Here is an 18958-nt window from a genome sequence, read left to right as displayed (position 1 = left end):
CCACGACATGCACCCAGCCCTCCCCTCCCTCCCGCCCCTGCGCCAACGATGGCGCGCCATCCTGTTGCTCTGCCTGTCCATGCTGGCCTGGCCGGTGCTGGCGCAGACGCAGGCACCGCCCCAGACACCACAGCGCTTTGAAGACAGCATGGCGCAGCGCATGCTGGCCTGCACCGCCTGCCACGGCCCGCAAGGCCGCGCCGCGCCCGACGGCTACTACCCGCGCCTGGCCGGCAAGCCCGCCGGTTACCTGTACAACCAACTGCTGCACTTCCGCGATGTGCGGCGCGTCTACCCGTTGATGACGCACCTGCTCGATCCCCTGAGCGACAGCTACCTGATGGAAATCGCCGAGCACTTCGCCGCCATGCAGGCGCCCTACCCGGCACCCGCGCCGGTGAACGCCACGGCCGAACAGCTCACACGCGGCGAACAGCTGGTGCAACGCGGCGACGCCTCGCGCCAGCTGCCGGCCTGCATCGCCTGCCACGGCGCCGCGCTCACCGGCGTGCTGCCGGCCACGCCCGGCCTGCTCGGCCTGCCACGCGACTACCTGAACGCCCAGCTCGGTGCCTGGCGTGCCGGGCTGCGCAAGGCCCATGCACCCGACTGCATGGCCGACATTGCACGCCGCATGGAGCCCACCGACATCGCCGCCGTCAGCGCCTGGCTGGCCTCGCAACGCGTGCCGGCCGACGCCCACGCCGTCGACGCCTCGACCACCCCGCTGCCGCAACAATGTGGCAGCGCCAAGGCTCCCACGGGAGGCCGTCCATGAACGCCATCAACACCCGCTCCCTCGGCCGCAAGATCGGGCTCGCCTTCGGTCTGCTGCTGCTCGCCGGCATTGCTGCCTTCGCCTGGCTGGCCTGGCCGGCGCAACCCATCGCCATCGAACCCGCCACGCACACCAGCCGGGCCGATGACCCGGCCACCATCGAGCGCGGGCGTTACCTCTCGGTGCTCGGCAACTGCCAGGCCTGCCACACCACGCGCGGCGGCACGCCGTTTGCAGGCGGGCTGGGTGTGGTCACGCCCTTCGGCACGGTGTACGGCAGCAACCTCACGCCCAGCGCCAGCGGCCTGGGCGAATGGAGCGCCGACGACTTCTGGCGCGCGCTGCACCACGGCCAGGGACGCGACGGCCGCTGGCTCAACCCGGCCTTCCCGTACAACAACACGACGCAGATCGTGCGCGAGGACAGCGACGCCCTGTTCGCCTACTTCCGCAGCCTGCCGGCCGACGACACAGCGGTGCCGCCGCACGACATGCGCTGGCCGTACAACACGCAGTTCGCGCTCAAGGCCTGGCGCACCCTGTACTTCAAGGCCAACGACCACATCCCGACGCCCGACGGCGCAACGCCATCGGACGAGCTGCTGCGCGGCGCCTACCTGGTCAACGGCCTGGGCCACTGCAGCGCCTGCCACGTGCCGCGCGACGCGCTCGGCGGCCAGGGCGACATGCTCGGCCTCTCCGGCGGCCTGATCCCGATGCAGCGCTGGTACGCGCCGTCGCTGCTCGACCCGGCCGAAGCCGGCCTGCAGCACTGGAGCGTGGAAGAGATCGTGGCCCTGTTCCGCGACGGCCGCGCGCGCGACGCCATCGTCAGCGGCCCGATGGCCGAGGTGGTACAACACAGCACCCAGCACTGGACGCCCGAAGACCTGCACGCCATGGCCAGCTACCTGCACCAACTGCCGCCGCAGCACAGCCCGCGCCGCGCCACGCCCGCGCAGCCGGACTCGCGCACGCTGACCGCCGGCGCCCAGCAGTACGAACAGCATTGCGCGTCCTGCCACGGTGCCAAGGGCGAAGGCATCACCAGCAACGGCGCCATCGCCTACCCGGCGCTGGCCGGCAACCGCACCGTGACCATGGACTCGCCCGCCAACCTGGTGCAGATCGTGCTCAACGGCGGCTTCTCGCCCGCCACCGCCGGCCACCCGCGCCCCTTCGGCATGCCGCCTTTCGTGCTGCAACTCAGCGACGGCGAAATGGCCGACGTGTTGAGCTTCGTGCGCAGCCAGTGGGGCAACCAGGCACCGCCGGTGAGTGCACTCGACGTGCAGCAACTGCGAGGGCCGCTTGGCCGCTGAACTGCATGTGATCTGCCTGTGCGCGCAGTGGTGCGGCAGTTGCCGCGACTGGCGGCCGGTGATCCACGCGCTGTCCCAGGCGCACCCGCAGCACCAGTGGCGCTGGCTGGACATCGAGGACGAAGCCGCCGCGCTCGGCGATCTGGACGTGGAGACCCTGCCCAGCGTGCTGGTGGCGCGGGGCGAACACGTGCTGTTCTACGGCCCGGTGCTGCCGCGCGCCGAACTGCTGGAGCGCCTGCTGCAGACGCTGCAGGAGCCAGGCCAACGGCCCGCGGCCGTGGAGCCCGAGGTGCTGGCGCTCTGGCAGCGCCTGCGGGCGGGCTGAGCCTGCTGGCCGGCCTTCAGGCCTCCACCCGCTCGGCCGCCACCTGACCGGCTTCGATGGTGATGCGGCGCTCGCAGCGCTGGGCGATGGCGCGGTCGTGCGTCACCAGCACCAGCGTCGTGCCCTGCTCGCGATTCAACTCGAACATCAGCTCCATGATCTTCGCGCCGGTGGCGAAGTCCAGGCTGCCGGTGGGCTCGTCGGCCAGCAGCACCGCCGGGCGCACCACGAAGGCCCGCGCCAGCGCCACGCGCTGCTGCTCACCGCCCGACAGCACCTTGGGGTAACTCGACAGGCGTTCGCCCAGGCCCACGCGCTGCAGCATCTGGGTTGCGGTGGCGCGCGCGTCGCGCTGGCCGGCCAGCTCCAGCGGCAGCATCACGTTTTCCAGCGCCGTCAGGTTGCCCAGCAGCTGAAAGCTCTGGAACACAAAACCCACCTTCTGCGAACGCAGCGCGGCGCGCTGGTCTTCGCTCAGGGCGAACAGATCCACGCCGTCGATGTGAACTGTGCCCTGACTCGGCGTGTCCAACCCCGCGACGATGGACAGCAGCGTGCTCTTGCCCGAGCCGGAAGCCCCGACGATGGCCGCCGTCTCGCCCTTGTTCAGCGTGAAATCAATATCGCGCAGAATGGTCAGAGAACCGGTGGAGTCGGTGACCGACTTGAACACATGCTGAACCGCAATCATCACATCGGACATGGAAGGACTTCTCAAGTTGAAACGCCGTCACTTTAACGCGCTGGCCACGGCGCTGTGCGCCCTCGCCGCCATCGGGTCTTCGGGTCTCACCCATGCACAAGCTGCGGCCGATCCGCTGGTCCTCGTGGTGGGTGACTCGCTCAGCGCCGAATACGGCCTCAAGCGCGGCACCGGCTGGGTGGCCCTGCTGGATGAGCGTCTGAAACGGGAAAAAGTTCGCGCCCGCGTGGTGAATGCCAGCATCAGCGGCGACACCACCTCGGGCGGCCGCTCGCGCATCGCGGCCCTGCTCACGCAGCACAAGCCGGCCATCGTGGTGCTTGAACTCGGTGGCAACGACGCGCTGCGCGGCCTGCCGCTGAACATGACCCGCGACAACCTCGCCACCATGGCGCGCCTCTCGCGCGAAGCCGGCGCCAGGGTGCTGCTGCTGGGCATGGAGATGCCGCCCAACTACGGCGCCCGGTACGGGCAGGAGTTCCGCGAGGTCTTCACCACCGTCGCCAAGAACGAAAAGACCGCGCTGGTGCCATTTTTCCTCAAGGGCGTGGCCGACACGAAAGACCCGACGGCGCTGTTCCAGGCCGACCGCATCCACCCGAACGAAGCGGCACAGGCGACCATGCGCGACAACGTCTGGCCCGAGCTGCGCAAGCTGCTGGCGGCGCGCTGAGCGCAAACGGCAAATCGGGGGAACAGGGCTGGGGCGGGTTCACCCCCCGGCGACGGCATGGCAAGCACGCGTCGAGATGGGCGCCCCATGCGCGAGGCGCGGGGGATGGGCAGGGTTCCTGCAAGACCCGCCCCGGGTTGTGCCAGACCGCAGGTCCGGCCGGTTGGTGCGGCCTGCCCGGGCCCGCTTCACCAACCAGATGACTCCCTGACCCACCCGGGCGCACAGCCTGGATGACAGGGATGCGGCAGACGTTTCAGTCCGCCGCGCCGTCGCCACCGGCGGCCGGGGCATCGCCCGACGCGTCGGGTGCACCCGGCTCCTGGCCTTCGGGTGCGTCGCTCTCGCTGTGTTGGCGGCCGGAGGCCTTGGCTTTCAGCTTCTCTTCCTTCTTTTTCTTCTTGGCGAGCTCGCGCTGGCGTTTTTCGTATCCGTAGTTGGGAGTAGCCAAATCAGTCTTTCGGTCTGTGATGAAGAAAAGGGTCAGCCGTGCAAGGCGCCCAGGGCCTGTGCCAGGTCGGCACGCAGGTCCTGCACGGACTCGAGGCCGATGGCAAAGCGTACCAGAGCGCCGGCTTCTTGCCAGCCCTGGCTGCGAATCGAGGCCAGCTCGTAGGGCGCACACAGGCTGATCGGCCCGGCCCAGCTCCAGCCCAGGCGGAACAGGCGCAGCGCATCGCAGAACGCGTCCACCCGCGCCTGCGGTATGCCGGCGTCGAACACGGCACTGAACAGGCAGGCCGCCGCACTCGCGTCGCGCTGCCAGGTGGCGTGGCCGGGTGAACCGGGCAATGCCGGGTGCAGCACCTGCACCACGCCGGGCTGCTGCTGCATCCAGGCCGCGAGTTCGCGGGTGCTGGCGTCTTGTGCGTGGTAACGCAGCGCGATGCTGGGCAGGCCACGCAGCACCAGTTCGGCGTCGTTGGAACCGACGCCCAGGCCCAGGCGAATGCGGGTCAGCAGAATTTTGCGGTGCAGGGCGAGGTCACGCGTGATGACCGAGCCCATCAGCACGTCGGCACCGCCGCTGGGGTATTTGGTCAGGGCCTGCACCGACACGTCCACGCCGAGCTCGAAGGGCTGGAAGGCAATGCCCGCGCCCCAGGTGTTGTCGAGTGCGGTGACGATAGGCCGCTGGTCGCCAGCCCGCGCGGCGTTGGCCGCGCGCACCCGCGCCACCAGGGCCGGCAGATCGGGGAATTCGAGCGTGATCGAGCCCGCGGCCTCCAGCCAGACCAGGCGCGTGGCCGGGCCGATCTGGCGTGCCAGGTCGTCCGGGTCCATGGCGTCGTAGAAGCGGTGCGTGATGCCCCAGGCAGCGAGTTCGGCTTCGGCAAAAGTCTTGCCGGGCCCGTAGGCGTTGTCGGGGATCAGCACCTCGTCGCCGCTGCGCAGGAAGGCCATGTCCACCAGGGTCATCACCGCCAGGCCGCTGGGCGCAAGAAGGCAATGGGTTCCCCCTTCCAGCGTGGCCAGGCGCTCTTCGAGCGTGAAGGTGGTGGGCGTGCCGTGCAGGCCGTAGGTGTAGCCGCTCTTGTCCTTCCAGTCGGTGGTGCGCAGCGCCTCGACGTTGGGGAACAGCACGGTGGACGCCTTGTACACGCCCGGTGCGACGGCCTCGAAGCCTTCGGGAGGCTTGTAGGGATGGTGGATCAGCCGGGTGGACAGGTCGTCGTGCTTCATGGATGGGCCGCCGCAGCGCTGCCCCGGCGGTCCGCGCAGCGGCTGGGTGAGAGGGTCACTGTGATCAGAGCTTCCACTTTTCCAGCAGTTGCGCCGGGCGCATGCTGTCGTAACCCTCGAAGGGCTGGTGGATCCAGGGGTTCGTGGGCAGGAATTCCACCGAGTAGTCGGCCTCGAAGGTGGACAGCTGCTTGGTCCAGATCACCGCGCTGCGCAGCTCGGTGATGGGCTTGTAGTTGGTCTTGAGCTGGGTGATGACGGATCTGAGCGTGTGGCCCGAATCGGCCAGGTCGTCGACCAGCAGCACCTTGCCTGCGATCTCACCCTTGGGCGTGGTGATGTAGCGCGCGATGTCCAGGTTGCCCTGCTCGGTACCGGCCGCGGCGCGGTAGGAGCTGGTCGACATGATGGCCAGCGGCTTGTCGAAGATGCGCGAGAGGATGTCGCCCGGGCGCATGCCGCCCCGTGCCAGGCACAGGATGGTGTCGAACTCCCAGCCGGATTGGTAAACCTTGAGCGCGAGCTTCTCGATCAGGTTGTGGTATTCGTCGTAAGAGACGTAGAGATGTTTGCCGTCTTCGGTCAGCATGCGGACTCCGGGTGGGGTATCGGTCGGTATTCTGGCATCCGGGGTGGGCGCGCCACCCCGGGGGAATCACCCATGGTATGGGTTGTGCAAAAGGATGGTGTGGTCGCGATCCGGGCTGGTGGACACGACATGGATCGGCACCCCCGTGGTCTCGGCGATGCGCGTGAGGTAACGCTGAGCGTTCACCGGCAGCTTGTCGTATTCCGTCACGCCGACGGAGGTTTCGGTCCAGCCCGGCAGGGTTTCGTAGATCGGCTTGCAGCGCGAAATGTCTTCGGCGCTCATGGGCAGGATGTCGATCACTTCACCATCGAGTTCGTAGCCGGTGCACAGCTGCAGTTCGGTGAGGCCGTCCAGCACGTCGAGCTTGGTGATGCACAGGCCACTCAGGCCGTTGACCTGCGCCGAGCGCTTGAGCAGGGCCGCATCGAACCAGCCGCAACGGCGGCTGCGGCCGGTGGTGACGCCCTTCTCGGCGCCCACGGTGGCCATGTGCCAGCCCGGCGTGCCTTCGGTTTCCCAGTCCAGCTCGGTCGGGAACGGGCCACCACCGACGCGGGTGGAATAGGCCTTGGTGATGCCGAGCACGTAGTGCAGCAGGCCCGGGCCCACGCCCGAACCGGCGGCGGCGTTGCCGGCCACGCAGTTGCTCGAAGTGACGAAGGGATAGGTGCCGTGGTCGATGTCGAGCAGCGTGCCTTGCGCGCCTTCGAACAGCAGGTTGGCGCCGGCCTTGTGCGCTTCGTTGAGTTCGCGCGACACGTCGGCGATCATGGGCTTGAGCAGTTCGGCCTGTTGCATGGCCTCGGCGTACACCGGTTCGAACTGGATCGCGCCGTCCTTCATGTAGGCTGCGATCTTCTCGTCCCAGGCCATGTCGGCCGAGTGCAGGTAGCTGGTGAGCAGGTGGTTGTGCAGGTCGAGCAGCTCACGCAGCTTGGCGGCAAAACGGTCCGGGTACTTCAGGTCCTGCACGCGCAGCGCACGGCGCGCGATCTTGTCCTCGTAGGCGGGGCCGATGCCGCGGCCGGTGGTGCCGATCTTCTCGGTGCCGGCCTTGACCTTGGCCGCTTCGCGCGCGATGTCGATGGCCGCGTGGAACGGCAGGATCAGCGGGCAGCCTTCGCTCACGCGCAGGCGCGAGCGCACCTCGACCCCGGCCTTTTCCAGTCCGACGATTTCTTCGAACAGCTTGCCGACCGAGAGCACCACGCCGTTGCCGATGTAGCACTTGACGCCGGCGCGCATGATGCCGCTGGGGATCAGATGCAGCGCGGTCTTCACACCGTTGATGACCAGCGTGTGGCCCGCGTTGTGGCCACCCTGGAAGCGCACCACGCCGGTGGCGGTTTCGGTCAGCCAGTCGACCAGCTTGCCCTTGCCTTCGTCACCCCACTGGGTTCCCACCACCACCACGTTGCGCCCGGGCGTCACGGCGCTGCTGCTGTTCGTCATTTGCTGTTTTCCGATTGAATGGGTTGTACGGTCCAGGCGCCGCTGTGGGCCACATCGGGCACCAGTTCGCGGTCGCAAGAGAATTCATCGACCTGGTGATCGTGGCCGGGCAAGGCGCACACCACCGTGTGGCCCTGTTCGCGCAGGGTGGCAATGGTTTCGCGCAGACCGGCGTCCATGCCCCAGGGGGCACGGATGGCGGCCACCAGCGGCCGCGGTGCGACGGCGGCCACGAGTTCCTTCAAGTCCAGGCTGAAGCCGACGGCGGGGCGGTTGCGGCCGAACACGGCACCGACTTCGTCGTAACGGCCACCGCGCGCGAGTTCCAGCGACTGCCCTGCCCCGCCTTGCGGCGTCTGGGCGAAGAGCGCGAAGCGCATGCCGGTGTAGTAGGCGTAACCACGCAGGTCGGCGAGGTCGATCGAGACCGTCAGGCCCTGCGCATGCGAGGCCAGCCAGCGCAGGCCGTCGAGCGCCGCCTGCAGGGCCGGCGAGGGCTGCAGCACGCGCTGGGCTTCATCGAGCACGGACACGTCACCGAACAGGTGCGGCAAGGCGATCAGGTCGCGTCGCACGGCGGCCGGCAGATCACGCGCCAGGATCTCCAGCTCGGCCACGTCCTTGGCATTGAGCGCGGCGTGGATGCGTGCTTCTTCTGCCGGCGAGAGCTTGACCGGCGCCAGCACCGCGTCGATCACGCGCACGTCGGCCATGTCCAGCTGCAGGCCGGTCACGCCCGCATTGCGCAGGCAGGCCTGTGCCAGTTCGATGATTTCGAGATCGGCTTCCTGCCCGCCATGGCCGTAGATTTCGGCGCCGAACTGCAGCGGTTCGCGGCTGGCGAACGGGCGGTCAATGCGGGTGTGCACCACCGGGCCGCAGTAGCTCAGCCGCGCCACGCCCTGGCGGTTCAACAGATGGGCGTCGATGCGCGCCACCTGCGGCGTGCTGTCGGCGCGCAGGCCGAGCGTGCGCCCCGAGAGCTGGTCAACCAGTTTGAAGGTCTGCAGACCCAGTGCTTCACCGGTACCGGTGAGCAGGGATTCCAGATGCTCCAGCAGGGGCGGCATGACCAGCTCGTAGCCGTAGCCACGCGCGGTGTCGAGCAAACCCCTGCGCAGTTCTTCGATGTGCCGGGCCTCGGAAGGCAGGACATCGGCAATGTGATCCGGCAGGACCCAGGCAGACATGGATATTTTCAGAGGCTGTTAAAAACGTGATTTTACCGGCCCCGGTATGGGGCCTCCGCCAATGGCGGATCACGACAGGGACAGGGAAGGAAAAGGCAGCAGGCCGTCAGGCCAGCCACCACCAGAACAGAAGGCCGCTGGCGATGCTGATCAGGCCGAAGAAACGCAGCTGGCCGTCACGCAGTTGCAGCATGTCCGTGAACACGCGGCGCCACAGGCGCGGAGCCAGCAAAGGCAGCAGGCCTTCGAAGACCAGCACCAGCGCCAGCGCGCCCCAGAGCATGTCGGACATCGGGCCGCCCTGCCCTTCAGCGCGTGGCGGCGGCGCTCATCGCGCCGGCGCGACGTTGCTGCTGCGCATGCCCTTGAAGAAGTCCGACGAGGGGTCAACCACGAACACATCGGACTTGTTGGCAAAGCTGGCCTTGTAGGCGTCCAGGCTGCGGTAGAACTGCGCAAATGCCGGGTCGCGGCCGAAGGCTTCACCAAAGGTGGCTGCGGCCTTGGCGTCGCCTGCACCCTTGATGAGCTGGGCGTCGCGGTAGGCTTCGGAGACGATCACTTCGCGCTGGCGGTCGGCGTCGGCGCGGATCTTTTCGCCTTCGGCAAAACCGGTCGAACGCAGTTCGTTGGCAACGCGCTTGCGTTCGGCTTCCATCCGCTGGTAGACCGAGGCGGTGATGCTCTCGGCGTAGTCCACGCGCGTGATGCGCACGTCAACCACGTCCATGCCCCAGGGCTTGTCGGCGCTGCGCACAGCGGCCAGCACCTCGCGCTTGACGTCGGCCATCAGCTCTTCGCGCCGGCTCGACAGCAGTTCGTTCACGGTGCGCTTGTTCACTTCCTGCTGGAAGGAGTTGCGCACCACGCGGTTGAGCTGCAGGGCACCGGCGCGTTCGTTCACGCCGACGTTGCGGATGTAGGCCTGCGGGTCGCTGATGCGCCAGCGCACGTACCAGTCGATCACCACGCGCTGCTTTTCAGCCGTCAGCGTGGGCTCGGTGTCGGTGCTCTCCAGCGTCAGCAGGCGCTTGTCGATGTAGGACACATTCTGGAACGGCGGCGGCAGCTTGAAGTTCAGGCCAGGTTCGGTGACGACCTGCTTGATCTGGCCCAGCTGGAAGACCACGCCGAACTGGCGCTGGTCCACCACGAACAGCATGGAGCTGGCGATTGCCAGGGCCACGATGAGGGATGTGATGATGAAACCGAGTTTGTTCATGTTGCTTCTCTGATCGCGGGCGTCGTTCAGCGGCTCTCGCGCTCACGCGAGCGGGCATTGTCCGTGCTGCGGCTGGTGGTCGCGGGGGCGGTGCTGGTGCCCGGCGTCGGCAGGCTGGGTGCGCTGGTGCCGGTGTTCGAGGACGTCTGCCCCGTCATCTGCATGATTTTGTCCAGCGGCAGGTACAACAGGTTCGAGCCCGACTTGGAGTCCACCAGCACCTTGGTCACGTTGCTGTAGATCTCCTGCATGGCGTCGGTGTACATGCGCTCGCGCGTCACCTGCGGCGCCTTCTGGTACTCGGTCAGCACCGAGCGGAAACGCTGCGAATCACCCTCTGCCTGCGCCACGATGCGGGCGCGGTAGCCTTCGGCTTCTTCGGTCAGGCGCGATGCGGCACCACGGGCACGCGGCACCACGTCGTTGGCGTAGGCCTGGGCTTCGTTCTTGGCGCGTTCGCGCTCCTGGCCGGCCTTGAGCACGTCGTCGAACGACGCCTGCACCTGCTCGGGTGGACGCACACCGCCCTGCTGCAGGTTGATGCCGACCACCTCGATGCCGACCTTGTAGCGGTCCAGGATGGCCTGCATCAGGTTGCGCACGCGCGGCGCGATCTGGTCACGCTCTTCGGCCAGCGCGGCGTCCATCTTCATCTTGCCGACCACTTCGCGCACCGCCGTCTCGGCCACCTTCACTACCGCGGCATCGGGGTCGCGGCTCTCGAACAGGAAGGCACGGGCGTCGTTCAGGCGGTACTGCACCGCGAACTTGATCTCGACGATGTTTTCGTCCTGCGTCAGCATCGCCGACTCGCGCAAGCCGGTGGCGGGCACCAGGTTGTCGCGGCCGACATCGACCGAGCGGATCTGCGTCACGAACACGGTTTCGTGGCGCTGGACCGGGTACGGCAGGCGCCAGTTGAAACCGGCACCGACCGAGCTGTGGTACTTGCCGAACTGGGTGATCACGGCCTGCTGGCCTTCCTGCACGATGAAGAAGCCGGTGCCGAGCCAGATCAGCAGCGCAACCGCGGCGATCAGGCCGGCGCCGATGCCGGTGGACTTGGGGCTGGGGTTGAAGCCGGGCATGCCGCCACCACCCGAGCCGTTGCCGCCACCCTGGCCACCACCGCGACCCTTGTTGCCGAGCAGTCCGCCGAGCTTGCGGTTGAGGTCGCGCCAGACTTCCTCCAGATCCGGCGGGCCCTGGTTGGGGCCCTGGCCGCGCGGCGGCTGGGGACGCTGGTTGTGGTTGCTGTTGCGGTCTTCGTCCTGACCGTCCTTGCCGCCTTCGTTGCGCGGCGCGTCATCGCCCCCACGGCCCCAGCGGGGATCGTTCAGGTTGAACATGCCCCACAACCCGCGCCAGATGCGGTCGCGCACAGTTCGGGCAGCGGATTGAGCGCCGCGGGAAGGGTTTTGCAGATTCACATCCATGGGTTGCCAACTCTTTGTCGATTCAAAACCATCACATTGTGCCCAATCAGGACACCGACTCGTCGATTTCCGGCCAGGGCCCGGGGTTCAAGGGCTCAGCGCCACGTTTTTGCGCCAGCACGCGCTCGGCCAGCACGGCGCGCAGCTCGGGCAGGCCTTGTCCGGTGAGCGCACTCGCGAAGATTCGAGGAACGCTCTGGCCTTCCAGTTCCATGGCATCGCTCAGAACATGCGGCGCGCTGGCCGGGTCCATCGCGTCCAGCTTGTTGAACAGCAGGATCTGCGGCACGTCGTCCGCACCGATGTCCCTGAGCACGCCCTGCACCGAAGCGATCTGCTCGGTGTACGAAGGGTTGGACGCGTCGACCACGTGCAACAGCAGATCGGCGTCGGCCGCCTCCTGCAGCGTAGCCGCAAAGGCGTCCACCAGGCCGTGCGGCAGGTCGCGGATGAAGCCGACCGTGTCCGACAGGGACACCGAACGCCCGGCCTCGCCCAGGTAGAGCTGGCGGGTGGTGGTGTCCAGGGTGGCAAACAGCTGGTCGGCGGCGTAGGCGCGCGCCTTCACCAGGCCGTTGAACAGCGACGACTTTCCCGCGTTGGTGTAGCCCACCAGCGAAATGGAGAAGGTGTCGCGCCGCTCGCGCTGGCGGCGCTGGGTCGAGCGTTGTTTCTTGACCTTCTCCAGCCGCTCCTTGGTGCGCTTGATGGCATCGCCGATCATGCGGCGGTCCAGCTCGATCTGGGTTTCCCCCGGGCCGCCGCGCATGCCGATGCCACCGCTTTGCCGCTCCAGGTGCGACCAGCGCCGCACGAGGCGTGTCGACAGGTATTGCAGGCGCGCAAGTTCCACCTGCAGCTTGCCCTCGTGGCTGCGCGCGCGTTGCGCGAAGATTTCCAGGATCAGCAGGGTGCGGTCGTTGACCGGCATGCCCAGGTGGCGCTCGAGGTTGCGCTGCTGCGCCGGGCTGAGCGACTGGTCGAACAGCACTTCAGAAGCGCCGGTGGACTGGGCCAGCATCTTGATTTCGTCGGCCTTGCCCGAGCCCACGAACAGGGCCGGATCGGGCGCGCGCCGCTTGCAGGCGACGCGGTCGGCCACGGTGTATCCCGCGGTCTGGGCCAGCAGCCCCAGTTCTTCGAGGCCGGCATCAAAATGCGGCACACCAAAATCCACACCGACGAGAATGACCGAAGGCGTGGAAGCGGCGGATGGGGCGGGTGAATTCAAATCGGTCGCACGGCAACGCGCGCAGCGTTGCTGGCCTGGCAGCGCGGCTGCACAGGCCGGGTGTGGTTCGGTCGCGTGTTCAGGAAGCGGCCGGCTCGTCCGTGCCGACGGCCGAGAACTGCACCGGGCGGCCCGGCACGATGGTGGAGATGGCGTGTTTGTAGACCATCTGCGTCACCGTGTTGCGCAGCAACACGACGTATTGGTCGAAGGACTCGATCTGGCCTTGCAGTTTGATGCCGTTGACCAGATAGATCGACACGGGCACATGCTCCCGGCGAAGCTGGTTCAGGAAAGGATCTTGCAAGAGCTGGCCTTTGTTATTGCTCACGATATGCTCCGTGTTCAACGTTAGTTAATGAGAAACGGACCATACCACAGCCATCCGGCTGTCTTTTCCGCCAAGTCCAAATTCTTACTCCTTGAAGGGATTCGCGGAGGTCTTGAACTCGATGCGCAGCGGCGTGCCCACCAGATCAAACGCCTTGCGGAAGCGCCCTTCGAGGAAACGCTTGTACGCGTCGGGCACACCTTCGAGCGAGTTGCCGTGGATCACGATCACCGGCGGGTTCATGCCACCCTGGTGGGCGTAACGCATCTTGGGCCGGAACATGCCGCTGCGCGTGGGCGCCTGGAAGGCCACGGCCTCCATCAGCAGGCGCGTGAGCACCGGGGTCGACATCTTGCGCATGGCCGAGGCATGGGCCTGGCCGATGGACTTCCAGACCGGGCCCAGGCCCTGGCGTTTCTGCGCCGAGATCAGATGCAGGGAGGCGAACTTGAGGAAGGCCAGCCGGGTTTCGATCTGGCGCTCGATCTGCTCGCGCTGGTAGGCATCCACCGCATCCCATTTGTTGATGGCCAGCACCACGGCGCGCCCGCTCTCCAGGATGTAGCCCGCGATGTGGGCATCCTGGTCGGTCACGCCCTGGGTGGCGTCCAGCAGCAGGAGCACCACGTGGGCATTTTCGATCGCCTGCAAGGTCTTGACCACCGAGAACTTCTCGATCGCCTCGAACACCTTGCCCTTGCGCCGGATGCCGGCGGTGTCGATCAACTCGAACTTCTGGCCGCCACGTTCGAACGGCACCGAGATGGCGTCGCGCGTGGTGCCCGGCAGGTCGAAGGCCACCAGGCGTTCTTCGCCTAGCCAGGCGTTGATGAGGGTGGACTTGCCAACGTTGGGGCGGCCCGCCACGGTGAGGCGGATGACGCCGGGTTCGGCTTCCGGCTCTTCTTCGTCTTCCGGCGGCAGGCCGGGAATGCGTTCGAGGGCGCTGTCCAGCATGGAGCGCACGCCCTGCCCGTGCGCGCCGGAGACCGGCAGCACTTCACCCAGGCCGAGCTCGAAGAACTCCACCAGTTGCAGGCCCTGCGTCATGCCCTCGGCCTTGTTGGCCACCAGCAGCGTGGGCTTGCCCAGGCGGCGCAGGTAGTTGCCGATGTCGTAATCCTGGGCACTGATGCCGGCACGGGCATCGACCACGAAGATCACCACGTCGGACTCGGCCACGGCCTGCCGGGTCTGCTTGGCCATCTCCTTGTAGATGCCCTCGCTGGCCTCGGGCTCGAAGCCGCCGGTGTCGATCACGATGTACTCGCGCCGACCCTGACGGCCATTGCCGTAGTGGCGGTCACGGGTGAGGCCGGCAAAGTCGGCCACGATGGCGTCGCGTGAACTCGTCAGGCGGTTGAACAGGGTGGACTTGCCCACATTGGGGCGCCCCACCAGGGCGATGACGGGTTTCACGGACTAACTTTCGTTCAGGCGGCCACGAACACCGTGGCCGCAGCAGGCTTTACTGGGGGCGCCAGGCGTAGACGCCGCCATTGCGCGTTTGCACCAGCAGCGCGTCGCCGGCCAGCACCGGGGCCGCCAGGATGGGCGAACCGTCGGTGGTGAGGCGGGTCATTTCGCTGCCGTCTTCGCGGGAGATCAGGTGAACCAGACCGGCGCTGTCGCCGACCGCCACCACGCGGCCCAGGGCCAGCGGTGCGCTCAGGCCACGGTACTTCAGGCGGTCGATGCTCCAGGCAGGTTCGCCGGTGGCGCGTTGCCAAGCCTGGAAGCGGCCGTCGGATTCGCTGCCGAACACCAGGCCGTCGTCGCCGTGCACGCCGGTGACGCCCTGGGCAGCACGCGTCCAGACGGTGCCTCCGCGGCTGCCGTCCACACAACCGACGGCGGCCGAGTAGGCGCGCGCGCAGATGCTGTTGCCGATGCGGCTGACCGGGCCGACGATGTCGACCAAGCGCTCCACTTCGTTGGTGCCGCGCGAGGTGGCGATGGCCGCCTCCCAGCGCACCGCGCCGTTGAGCGGGTTCAGGCCGATCACGCGGCCCGACAGGCCGGCCACCAGGGTGTCGCCCAGCGCCAGCAGCGCGCCGGTCTGGCTCAGCACCAGCGGTTCGGCCGGGCGGGTCTGGCTCCACAGGCGGGCGCCGTTGCTGCCGTCGAAGGCGGTGACGGTGCGGTCGGCCGACAGCACGAACACACGGCCACCGGCCACCAGCGGGGCGGTGAAGGAGCGCGCCAGCAGGCGCACGCGCCAGATTTCCTTGCCGTCGGCCATTGCCACCAGCTGGTTGTTGCCGGTAATGACGGAAGCGGTCTGGCCGTCAGAGCCCACACCGGCCGCGATCTGCGTGCCCAGGTTCAGCCGCCACACGTCCTTGCCCGTGGCCACGTCGATGGCCGCCACGGTGCCCGCGTTGCCGGCCACGAAGGCTTTGCCGGCCGCCACCACCGGCACCAGCGAGGCACGGCTTTCGCCGACCTGCGCAGACCAGGCCAGCTGCGTGCCCATGAGCGCGGCCACCGGCGACAGCGGCGTGGGCTGCGGCTTCTTGGCCGACGAGGAACAGGCGGCCAGCAGGCCCGCCGCCAGCACCAGACCGGCGGTGGCGAGGGCACGGCGCCAGGGCGCCGAAGAAAGTCGGGTGGTGCGGTTTGGCATGGATTTCAAGGCGCGGTTTTGGACAGGCTGGCGACGTCCACGCCCAACGAGGCGAGTTTGACTTCCACCAGGCGGCGGTATTCGGTGCGCTCGCTCAGGGCGCGCCAGGCATTCTGGTACTGGGCTTTGGCCTCGTCGGTCTTGCCCTGGGCCAGGAAGACATCGCCGCGGCGGTCGGCCACCAGCGGCTCGAACGACTTGGGCACTGAACCGTCCAGGGTCTTGAGGGCCTGGTCGTAGGCCTTGGCCTCGACGTCGAGACCGGCCAGGCGCAGACGCGCCACGGCTTTGTAGGAAGCGTCGCTCGACTTCTCGGAAGCCCAGACCAGGGCGGCGCGCGCCTTGTCGAGTTCACCGGCGTCGAACATTGTTTTGCTGGCAAGCAAGGCGGCCTGGCTGGCGTAGGTGGTACTGCCGAAGCCGGACTGCATGTCGGCCAGTGCGCGCTCCATGCGCTGGGTGTCCTTGGCGAGTGCGGCACGGTCGATTTCGTCATACAGCGCCGCGGCCTTCACGCCCTGCGTGCGCTGCCAGTAGTTCCAGCCGTTCCAGGCGGCGAACGAGCCGAACACCACGATCAGCACCCAGCTGATGAGGTTGCCGTACCGGGCCCAGAAGTGTTTGATCTGGTCGAGCTGTTCCTGCTCTTCGAGGTCGAGGTGTTTGGCCATGTGAATGTTCAGCTGGAGAGTCGGGCGCAGGGTGCGCAACGGGGGATTGTAGGCGGGTGGCCCGGGCACCATGGCCAGGACCGCCCACCGCTGGAGATGCGGTGCTCGCGCCGCGCTCAGGCGGCGCGCAAACGGTCGGCCCAGTCGGCCACCGCGTCCAGCGGCAGCAGGCTCTGGGCGGCTTCGGCGGGGGCGTCGCTGCGTGGGCCACGCAGAGGTTTGAGTGCCACCCCGCCCTGCTGAAGTTCCTGCGCACCGAAGATCAGCGCGTAGCGCGCGCCGCTGGCATCGGCCTTCTTGAACTGCGACTTCATGCTGCCCATGCCGTCGGCACCACCGGCGTGCATCTGCACGTTCACGCCCTGGCCGCGCAGCGCGCGCAGCACCGGCATGACGCGTGGCACATCGGCCGCGTCCGGCACCACGGCGTAGGCGTCGGGTGCGGGCTGTTCGGGCAACAGGCCCTGCTCTTTCAGCAGCTCCAGGATGCGCTCCATGCCCAGCGCCCAGCCCACGGCCGGCGCGGCCTTGCCACCGATCTGTTCGAACAGGCCGTCGTAACGGCCACCGGCGCAGACCGTGCCCTGCGAGCCGAGCTGCGTGGTCACGAACTCGAACACCGACAGGTTGTAGTAGTCCATGCCGCGCACCAGGCGCGGGTTGATGCGGTAGGCGATGCCGTGCGCATCGAGCAGGCCACGCAGGCGGTTGAAGTGCTCCAGCGACTCGGCGCCCAGGTGGTCCATCAGGCGCGGCGCGGCGTTCACCAGGTCCTGCATGGCCGGGTTCTTGGTGTCGAGGATGCGCAGCGGGTTGCTGTGCAGGCGGCGTTTGGCCTCTTCGTCCAGCTGGTCGGCGTGCGCTTCAAGGTAGGCGATCAAGGCCTGGCGGTGCGCCAGGCGCTCGGGCGGCTGGCCCAGGCTGTTGATTTCCAGTTCGATGCCGCTCAGGCCGAGATCGGCCCAGAGGTCGCAGGCCAGCACGATGAGTTCGGCATCCACGTCCGGGCCGGCGAAGCCCAGGGCTTCGGCACCGAACTGGTGGAACTGGCGGTAACGGCCGCGCTGCGGACGCTCGTGGCGGAACATCGGGCCCATGTAGTACAGGCGCTTGCCGCCGTCGTACAGCAGCGAGTGCTCCAGTGCGGCGCGCACCACGCCGGCGGTGTTCTCAGGCCGCAGCGTGAGCTGCTCGCCGTTCAAACGGTCTTCGAAGGAATACATCTCCTTCTCGACGATGTCGGTCACCTCGCCCAGGCCCCGCACGAACAGCGCCGTGGGTTCCACGATGGGCGTGCGCAGGTTGCGGTAGCCGTAGCGGCGCATCAGCGTGCGCAGCCGGTCTTCAAGCCACTCCCAGTGCGCGGACGCTGGAGGGGCAATGTCGTTCATGCCTTTGACGGCGCTCAGTTTCTCAGCCATGGTGTCCTGCGGTTTCAGGCGTGTGCGCCGAACCGTTTTTCAATGTAGTTTTCGACGATGGTCTGGAACTCGCGGGCGATTCCGGCGCCACGCAAGGTCATGGCCTTCTCGCCGTCGATGAAGATGGGGGCGGCCGGCGCCTCCCCGGTGCCGGGCAGGCTGATGCCGATGTCGGCATGTTTGCTTTCGCCCGGGCCGTTGACGATGCAGCCCATCACCGCCACCTTGAGGTTTTCCACCCCGGGGTAACGCTCGCGCCACACCGGCATGGAGCTGCGCAGGTAGTCGTCGATCTGTTTCGCCAGTTCCTGGAAGGTGGTGCTGGTGGTGCGGCCACAGCCCGGGCAGGCGGTGACCGAGGGCACGAAGGCACGCATGCCCAGCGACTGCAGGATCTCGGAGGCGATCACCACCTCCTGCGTGCGCGCTTCGCCCGGCTGCGGCGTGAGCGAGACGCGAATGGTGTCGCCAATGCCCTGCTGCAGCAGCACCGAGAGCGCGGCGGCCGAGGCCACGGCACCCTTGGTGCCCATGCCGGCTTCGGTCAGGCCCAGGTGCAGTGCGTAGTCGCAGCGCTGTGCCAGCGCCTGGTAAACCGCGATCAGGTCCTGCACGCCACTGACCTTGCACGACAGCACGATGTTGTTGCCGTTGAGGCCGATCTCTTCGGCCTTTTTCGCCGACTCGAGTGCCGAGGTGATGAGCGCCTCGTACATCACCTGGCGCGCGTCCCAGGGCCGGGCGCGGTAGGCGTTGTCGTCCATCAGACGCGCGAGCAGGTCCTGGTCCAGGCTGCCCCAGTTGACGCCGATGCGGATCGCCTTGTTGTGGCGGGCGGCGATTTCCACCATCTGCCCGAACTGGCGGTCGCCCTTGTCGCCGCGGCCCACGTTGCCGGGGTTGATGCGGTACTTGGACAGCGCCTGCGCGCAGTCCGGGTGGTCGGTGAGCAGGCGGTGGCCGTTGTAGTGGAAGTCACCGATCAGTGGCACGTGCACGCCCATGCGGTCGAGCTGCTCGCGGATGTAGGGCACGGCCTTGGCGGCATCGTCGTTGTTGACGGTGATGCGCACCAGCTCGGAGCCGGCCTGCGCCAGCTCCTTCACCTGGATCGCCGTGCCCACGGCGTCGGCGGTGTCGGTGTTGGTCATGGACTGCACACGCACGGGTGCGTCGCCGCCCACCGTCACGTGATGGTCGCCCCAGGACACCGTGCCCTGGCGCGTGCGGCGCAAGCGCACAGCCGACAGCGGGATCGGCTCGCCCTGCGGGGTCACTTCGCGCACCGGCGTGTCCATG

Annotated in this window: 20 protein-coding genes; 4 read left to right on the top strand and 16 right to left on the bottom strand. The window is 67.7% G+C overall.

Features of this window, described 5'->3' with window-relative positions; translation table 11 throughout:
• Nucleotides 1–7 precede the first annotated feature (7 nt).
• Genes HPA01S_RS00175 through HPA01S_RS00165 form a run of 3 tightly spaced genes read left to right on the top strand, consistent with a single transcriptional unit; the run spans nt 8 to nt 2428 of the window.
• Entirely contained in the window at nt 8–778 is a 771-nt protein-coding gene (locus tag HPA01S_RS00175) for a c-type cytochrome (protein WP_084360362.1), read from the top strand.
• A complete protein-coding gene (locus tag HPA01S_RS00170) occupies nt 775–2100 on the top strand; it encodes a c-type cytochrome (RefSeq protein ID WP_066265124.1) in 1326 nt (441 codons plus the stop codon). The genes HPA01S_RS00175 and HPA01S_RS00170 overlap by 4 nt, the downstream gene beginning before the upstream one ends.
• Nucleotides 2090–2428, top strand: a complete 339-nt coding sequence (locus HPA01S_RS00165) for a thioredoxin family protein (RefSeq protein ID WP_066265122.1) — start codon at nt 2090–2092, stop codon at nt 2426–2428. The genes HPA01S_RS00170 and HPA01S_RS00165 overlap by 11 nt, the downstream gene beginning before the upstream one ends.
• 16 nt (nt 2429–2444) lie before the next feature.
• Here HPA01S_RS00165 and HPA01S_RS00160 read toward each other — a convergent pair whose 3' ends face one another.
• Nucleotides 2445–3131 (bottom strand): ABC transporter ATP-binding protein, encoded by a 687-nt coding sequence (locus HPA01S_RS00160; RefSeq protein WP_066265121.1) that lies wholly within the window; start codon nt 3129–3131, stop codon nt 2445–2447.
• Between HPA01S_RS00160 and HPA01S_RS00155 the strand changes: the two genes are divergently transcribed.
• Nucleotides 3130–3804 (top strand): arylesterase, encoded by a 675-nt coding sequence (locus tag HPA01S_RS00155; protein ID WP_084360360.1) that lies wholly within the window; start codon nt 3130–3132, stop codon nt 3802–3804. The genes HPA01S_RS00160 and HPA01S_RS00155 overlap by 2 nt on opposite strands.
• Before the next feature lie 256 nt (nt 3805–4060).
• Here HPA01S_RS00155 and HPA01S_RS00150 read toward each other — a convergent pair whose 3' ends face one another.
• The 15 genes from HPA01S_RS00150 to ispG all read right to left on the bottom strand — a co-directional run bounded on the left by HPA01S_RS00150 (nt 4061) and on the right by ispG (nt 18957).
• Entirely contained in the window at nt 4061–4255 is a 195-nt protein-coding gene (locus HPA01S_RS00150; RefSeq protein WP_066265119.1) for a hypothetical protein, read from the bottom strand.
• Nucleotides 4256–4287: 32 nt separating this feature from the next.
• Complete coding sequence (locus HPA01S_RS00145) at nt 4288–5487, bottom strand: PLP-dependent transferase (RefSeq protein WP_066265116.1); 1200 nt, start codon at nt 5485–5487, stop codon at nt 4288–4290.
• Between the two features lie 64 nt (nt 5488–5551).
• The gene (locus HPA01S_RS00140; protein ID WP_066265115.1) at nt 5552–6076 is read right to left on the bottom strand and encodes a phosphoribosyltransferase; all 525 of its coding nucleotides are present in this window, start codon (nt 6074–6076) and stop codon (nt 5552–5554) included.
• A 66-nt stretch (nt 6077–6142) separates the two neighbouring features.
• Nucleotides 6143–7531, bottom strand: a complete 1389-nt coding sequence (locus tag HPA01S_RS00135) for an adenylosuccinate synthase (protein ID WP_066265113.1) — start codon at nt 7529–7531, stop codon at nt 6143–6145.
• Nucleotides 7528–8721 (bottom strand): ATP phosphoribosyltransferase regulatory subunit, encoded by a 1194-nt coding sequence (locus HPA01S_RS00130; RefSeq protein ID WP_066265111.1) that lies wholly within the window; start codon nt 8719–8721, stop codon nt 7528–7530. The genes HPA01S_RS00135 and HPA01S_RS00130 overlap by 4 nt, the downstream gene beginning before the upstream one ends.
• Before the next feature lie 106 nt (nt 8722–8827).
• Nucleotides 8828–9013: a DUF2065 domain-containing protein gene (locus HPA01S_RS00125; protein ID WP_066265108.1), complete on the bottom strand. Its 186-nt coding sequence runs from the start codon at nt 9011–9013 to the stop codon at nt 8828–8830.
• A 36-nt stretch (nt 9014–9049) separates the two neighbouring features.
• Nucleotides 9050–9943 (bottom strand): protease modulator HflC, encoded by an 894-nt coding sequence (hflC, locus tag HPA01S_RS00120; protein WP_066265105.1) that lies wholly within the window; start codon nt 9941–9943, stop codon nt 9050–9052.
• Between the two features lie 26 nt (nt 9944–9969).
• Nucleotides 9970–11292: an FtsH protease activity modulator HflK gene (hflK, locus tag HPA01S_RS00115; protein ID WP_066265102.1), complete on the bottom strand. Its 1323-nt coding sequence runs from the start codon at nt 11290–11292 to the stop codon at nt 9970–9972.
• 133 nt (nt 11293–11425) lie between these two features.
• Nucleotides 11426–12610, bottom strand: a complete 1185-nt coding sequence (gene hflX, locus HPA01S_RS00110; RefSeq protein ID WP_066265100.1) for a GTPase HflX — start codon at nt 12608–12610, stop codon at nt 11426–11428.
• A 79-nt stretch (nt 12611–12689) separates the two neighbouring features.
• Nucleotides 12690–12959 carry an RNA chaperone Hfq gene (hfq, locus tag HPA01S_RS00105; protein ID WP_084360358.1) on the bottom strand — a complete coding sequence of 90 codons (270 nt, stop codon included), beginning with the start codon at nt 12957–12959 and terminating at the stop codon, nt 12690–12692.
• Between the two features lie 66 nt (nt 12960–13025).
• The gene (gene der / locus HPA01S_RS00100; RefSeq protein ID WP_066265095.1) at nt 13026–14360 is read right to left on the bottom strand and encodes a ribosome biogenesis GTPase Der; all 1335 of its coding nucleotides are present in this window, start codon (nt 14358–14360) and stop codon (nt 13026–13028) included.
• Nucleotides 14361–14409: 49 nt separating this feature from the next.
• Nucleotides 14410–15567: an outer membrane protein assembly factor BamB gene (bamB, locus tag HPA01S_RS00095; RefSeq protein WP_066265092.1), complete on the bottom strand. Its 1158-nt coding sequence runs from the start codon at nt 15565–15567 to the stop codon at nt 14410–14412.
• 5 nt (nt 15568–15572) lie between these two features.
• The gene (locus tag HPA01S_RS00090; protein ID WP_066265089.1) at nt 15573–16238 is read right to left on the bottom strand and encodes a YfgM family protein; all 666 of its coding nucleotides are present in this window, start codon (nt 16236–16238) and stop codon (nt 15573–15575) included.
• Between the two features lie 116 nt (nt 16239–16354).
• Complete coding sequence (hisS, locus tag HPA01S_RS00085) at nt 16355–17659, bottom strand: histidine--tRNA ligase (RefSeq protein ID WP_066265087.1); 1305 nt, start codon at nt 17657–17659, stop codon at nt 16355–16357.
• A gap of 14 nt (nt 17660–17673) precedes the next feature.
• Nucleotides 17674–18957: a flavodoxin-dependent (E)-4-hydroxy-3-methylbut-2-enyl-diphosphate synthase gene (gene ispG / locus HPA01S_RS00080; protein ID WP_157084844.1), complete on the bottom strand. Its 1284-nt coding sequence runs from the start codon at nt 18955–18957 to the stop codon at nt 17674–17676.
• Nucleotide 18958: the final 1 nt, after the last annotated feature.

The sequence above is a fragment of the Hydrogenophaga palleronii NBRC 102513 genome, assembly GCF_001571225.1.
Lineage (GTDB): Bacteria > Pseudomonadota > Gammaproteobacteria > Burkholderiales > Burkholderiaceae_C > Hydrogenophaga > Hydrogenophaga palleronii.
The sequence above is the reverse complement of the archived record's forward strand: the minus strand, read 5'-3'. Positions and strand labels throughout refer to the sequence as shown.

Coding starts and splice junctions, on each gene's coding strand:
- HPA01S_RS00175 (WP_084360362.1), top strand. CDS start 8: ATGCACCCAGCCCTCCCCTCCCTCCCGCCCCTGCGCCAACGATGGCGC.
- HPA01S_RS00170 (WP_066265124.1), top strand. CDS start 775: ATGAACGCCATCAACACCCGCTCCCTCGGCCGCAAGATCGGGCTCGCC.
- HPA01S_RS00155 (WP_084360360.1), top strand. CDS start 3,130: ATGGAAGGACTTCTCAAGTTGAAACGCCGTCACTTTAACGCGCTGGCC.
- HPA01S_RS00160 (WP_066265121.1), bottom strand. CDS start 3,131: ATGTCCGATGTGATGATTGCGGTTCAGCATGTGTTCAAGTCGGTCACC.
- HPA01S_RS00145 (WP_066265116.1), bottom strand. CDS start 5,487: ATGAAGCACGACGACCTGTCCACCCGGCTGATCCACCATCCCTACAAG.
- HPA01S_RS00140 (WP_066265115.1), bottom strand. CDS start 6,076: ATGCTGACCGAAGACGGCAAACATCTCTACGTCTCTTACGACGAATAC.
- HPA01S_RS00135 (WP_066265113.1), bottom strand. CDS start 7,531: ATGACGAACAGCAGCAGCGCCGTGACGCCCGGGCGCAACGTGGTGGTG.
- HPA01S_RS00130 (WP_066265111.1), bottom strand. CDS start 8,721: ATGTCTGCCTGGGTCCTGCCGGATCACATTGCCGATGTCCTGCCTTCC.
- HPA01S_RS00125 (WP_066265108.1), bottom strand. CDS start 9,013: ATGTCCGACATGCTCTGGGGCGCGCTGGCGCTGGTGCTGGTCTTCGAA.
- hflC (WP_066265105.1), bottom strand. CDS start 9,943: ATGAACAAACTCGGTTTCATCATCACATCCCTCATCGTGGCCCTGGCA.
- hflK (WP_066265102.1), bottom strand. CDS start 11,292: ATGTTCAACCTGAACGATCCCCGCTGGGGCCGTGGGGGCGATGACGCG.
- bamB (WP_066265092.1), bottom strand. CDS start 15,567: ATGCCAAACCGCACCACCCGACTTTCTTCGGCGCCCTGGCGCCGTGCC.
- HPA01S_RS00090 (WP_066265089.1), bottom strand. CDS start 16,238: ATGGCCAAACACCTCGACCTCGAAGAGCAGGAACAGCTCGACCAGATC.
- hisS (WP_066265087.1), bottom strand. CDS start 17,659: ATGGCTGAGAAACTGAGCGCCGTCAAAGGCATGAACGACATTGCCCCT.
- ispG (WP_157084844.1), bottom strand. CDS start 18,957: ATGGACACGCCGGTGCGCGAAGTGACCCCGCAGGGCGAGCCGATCCCG.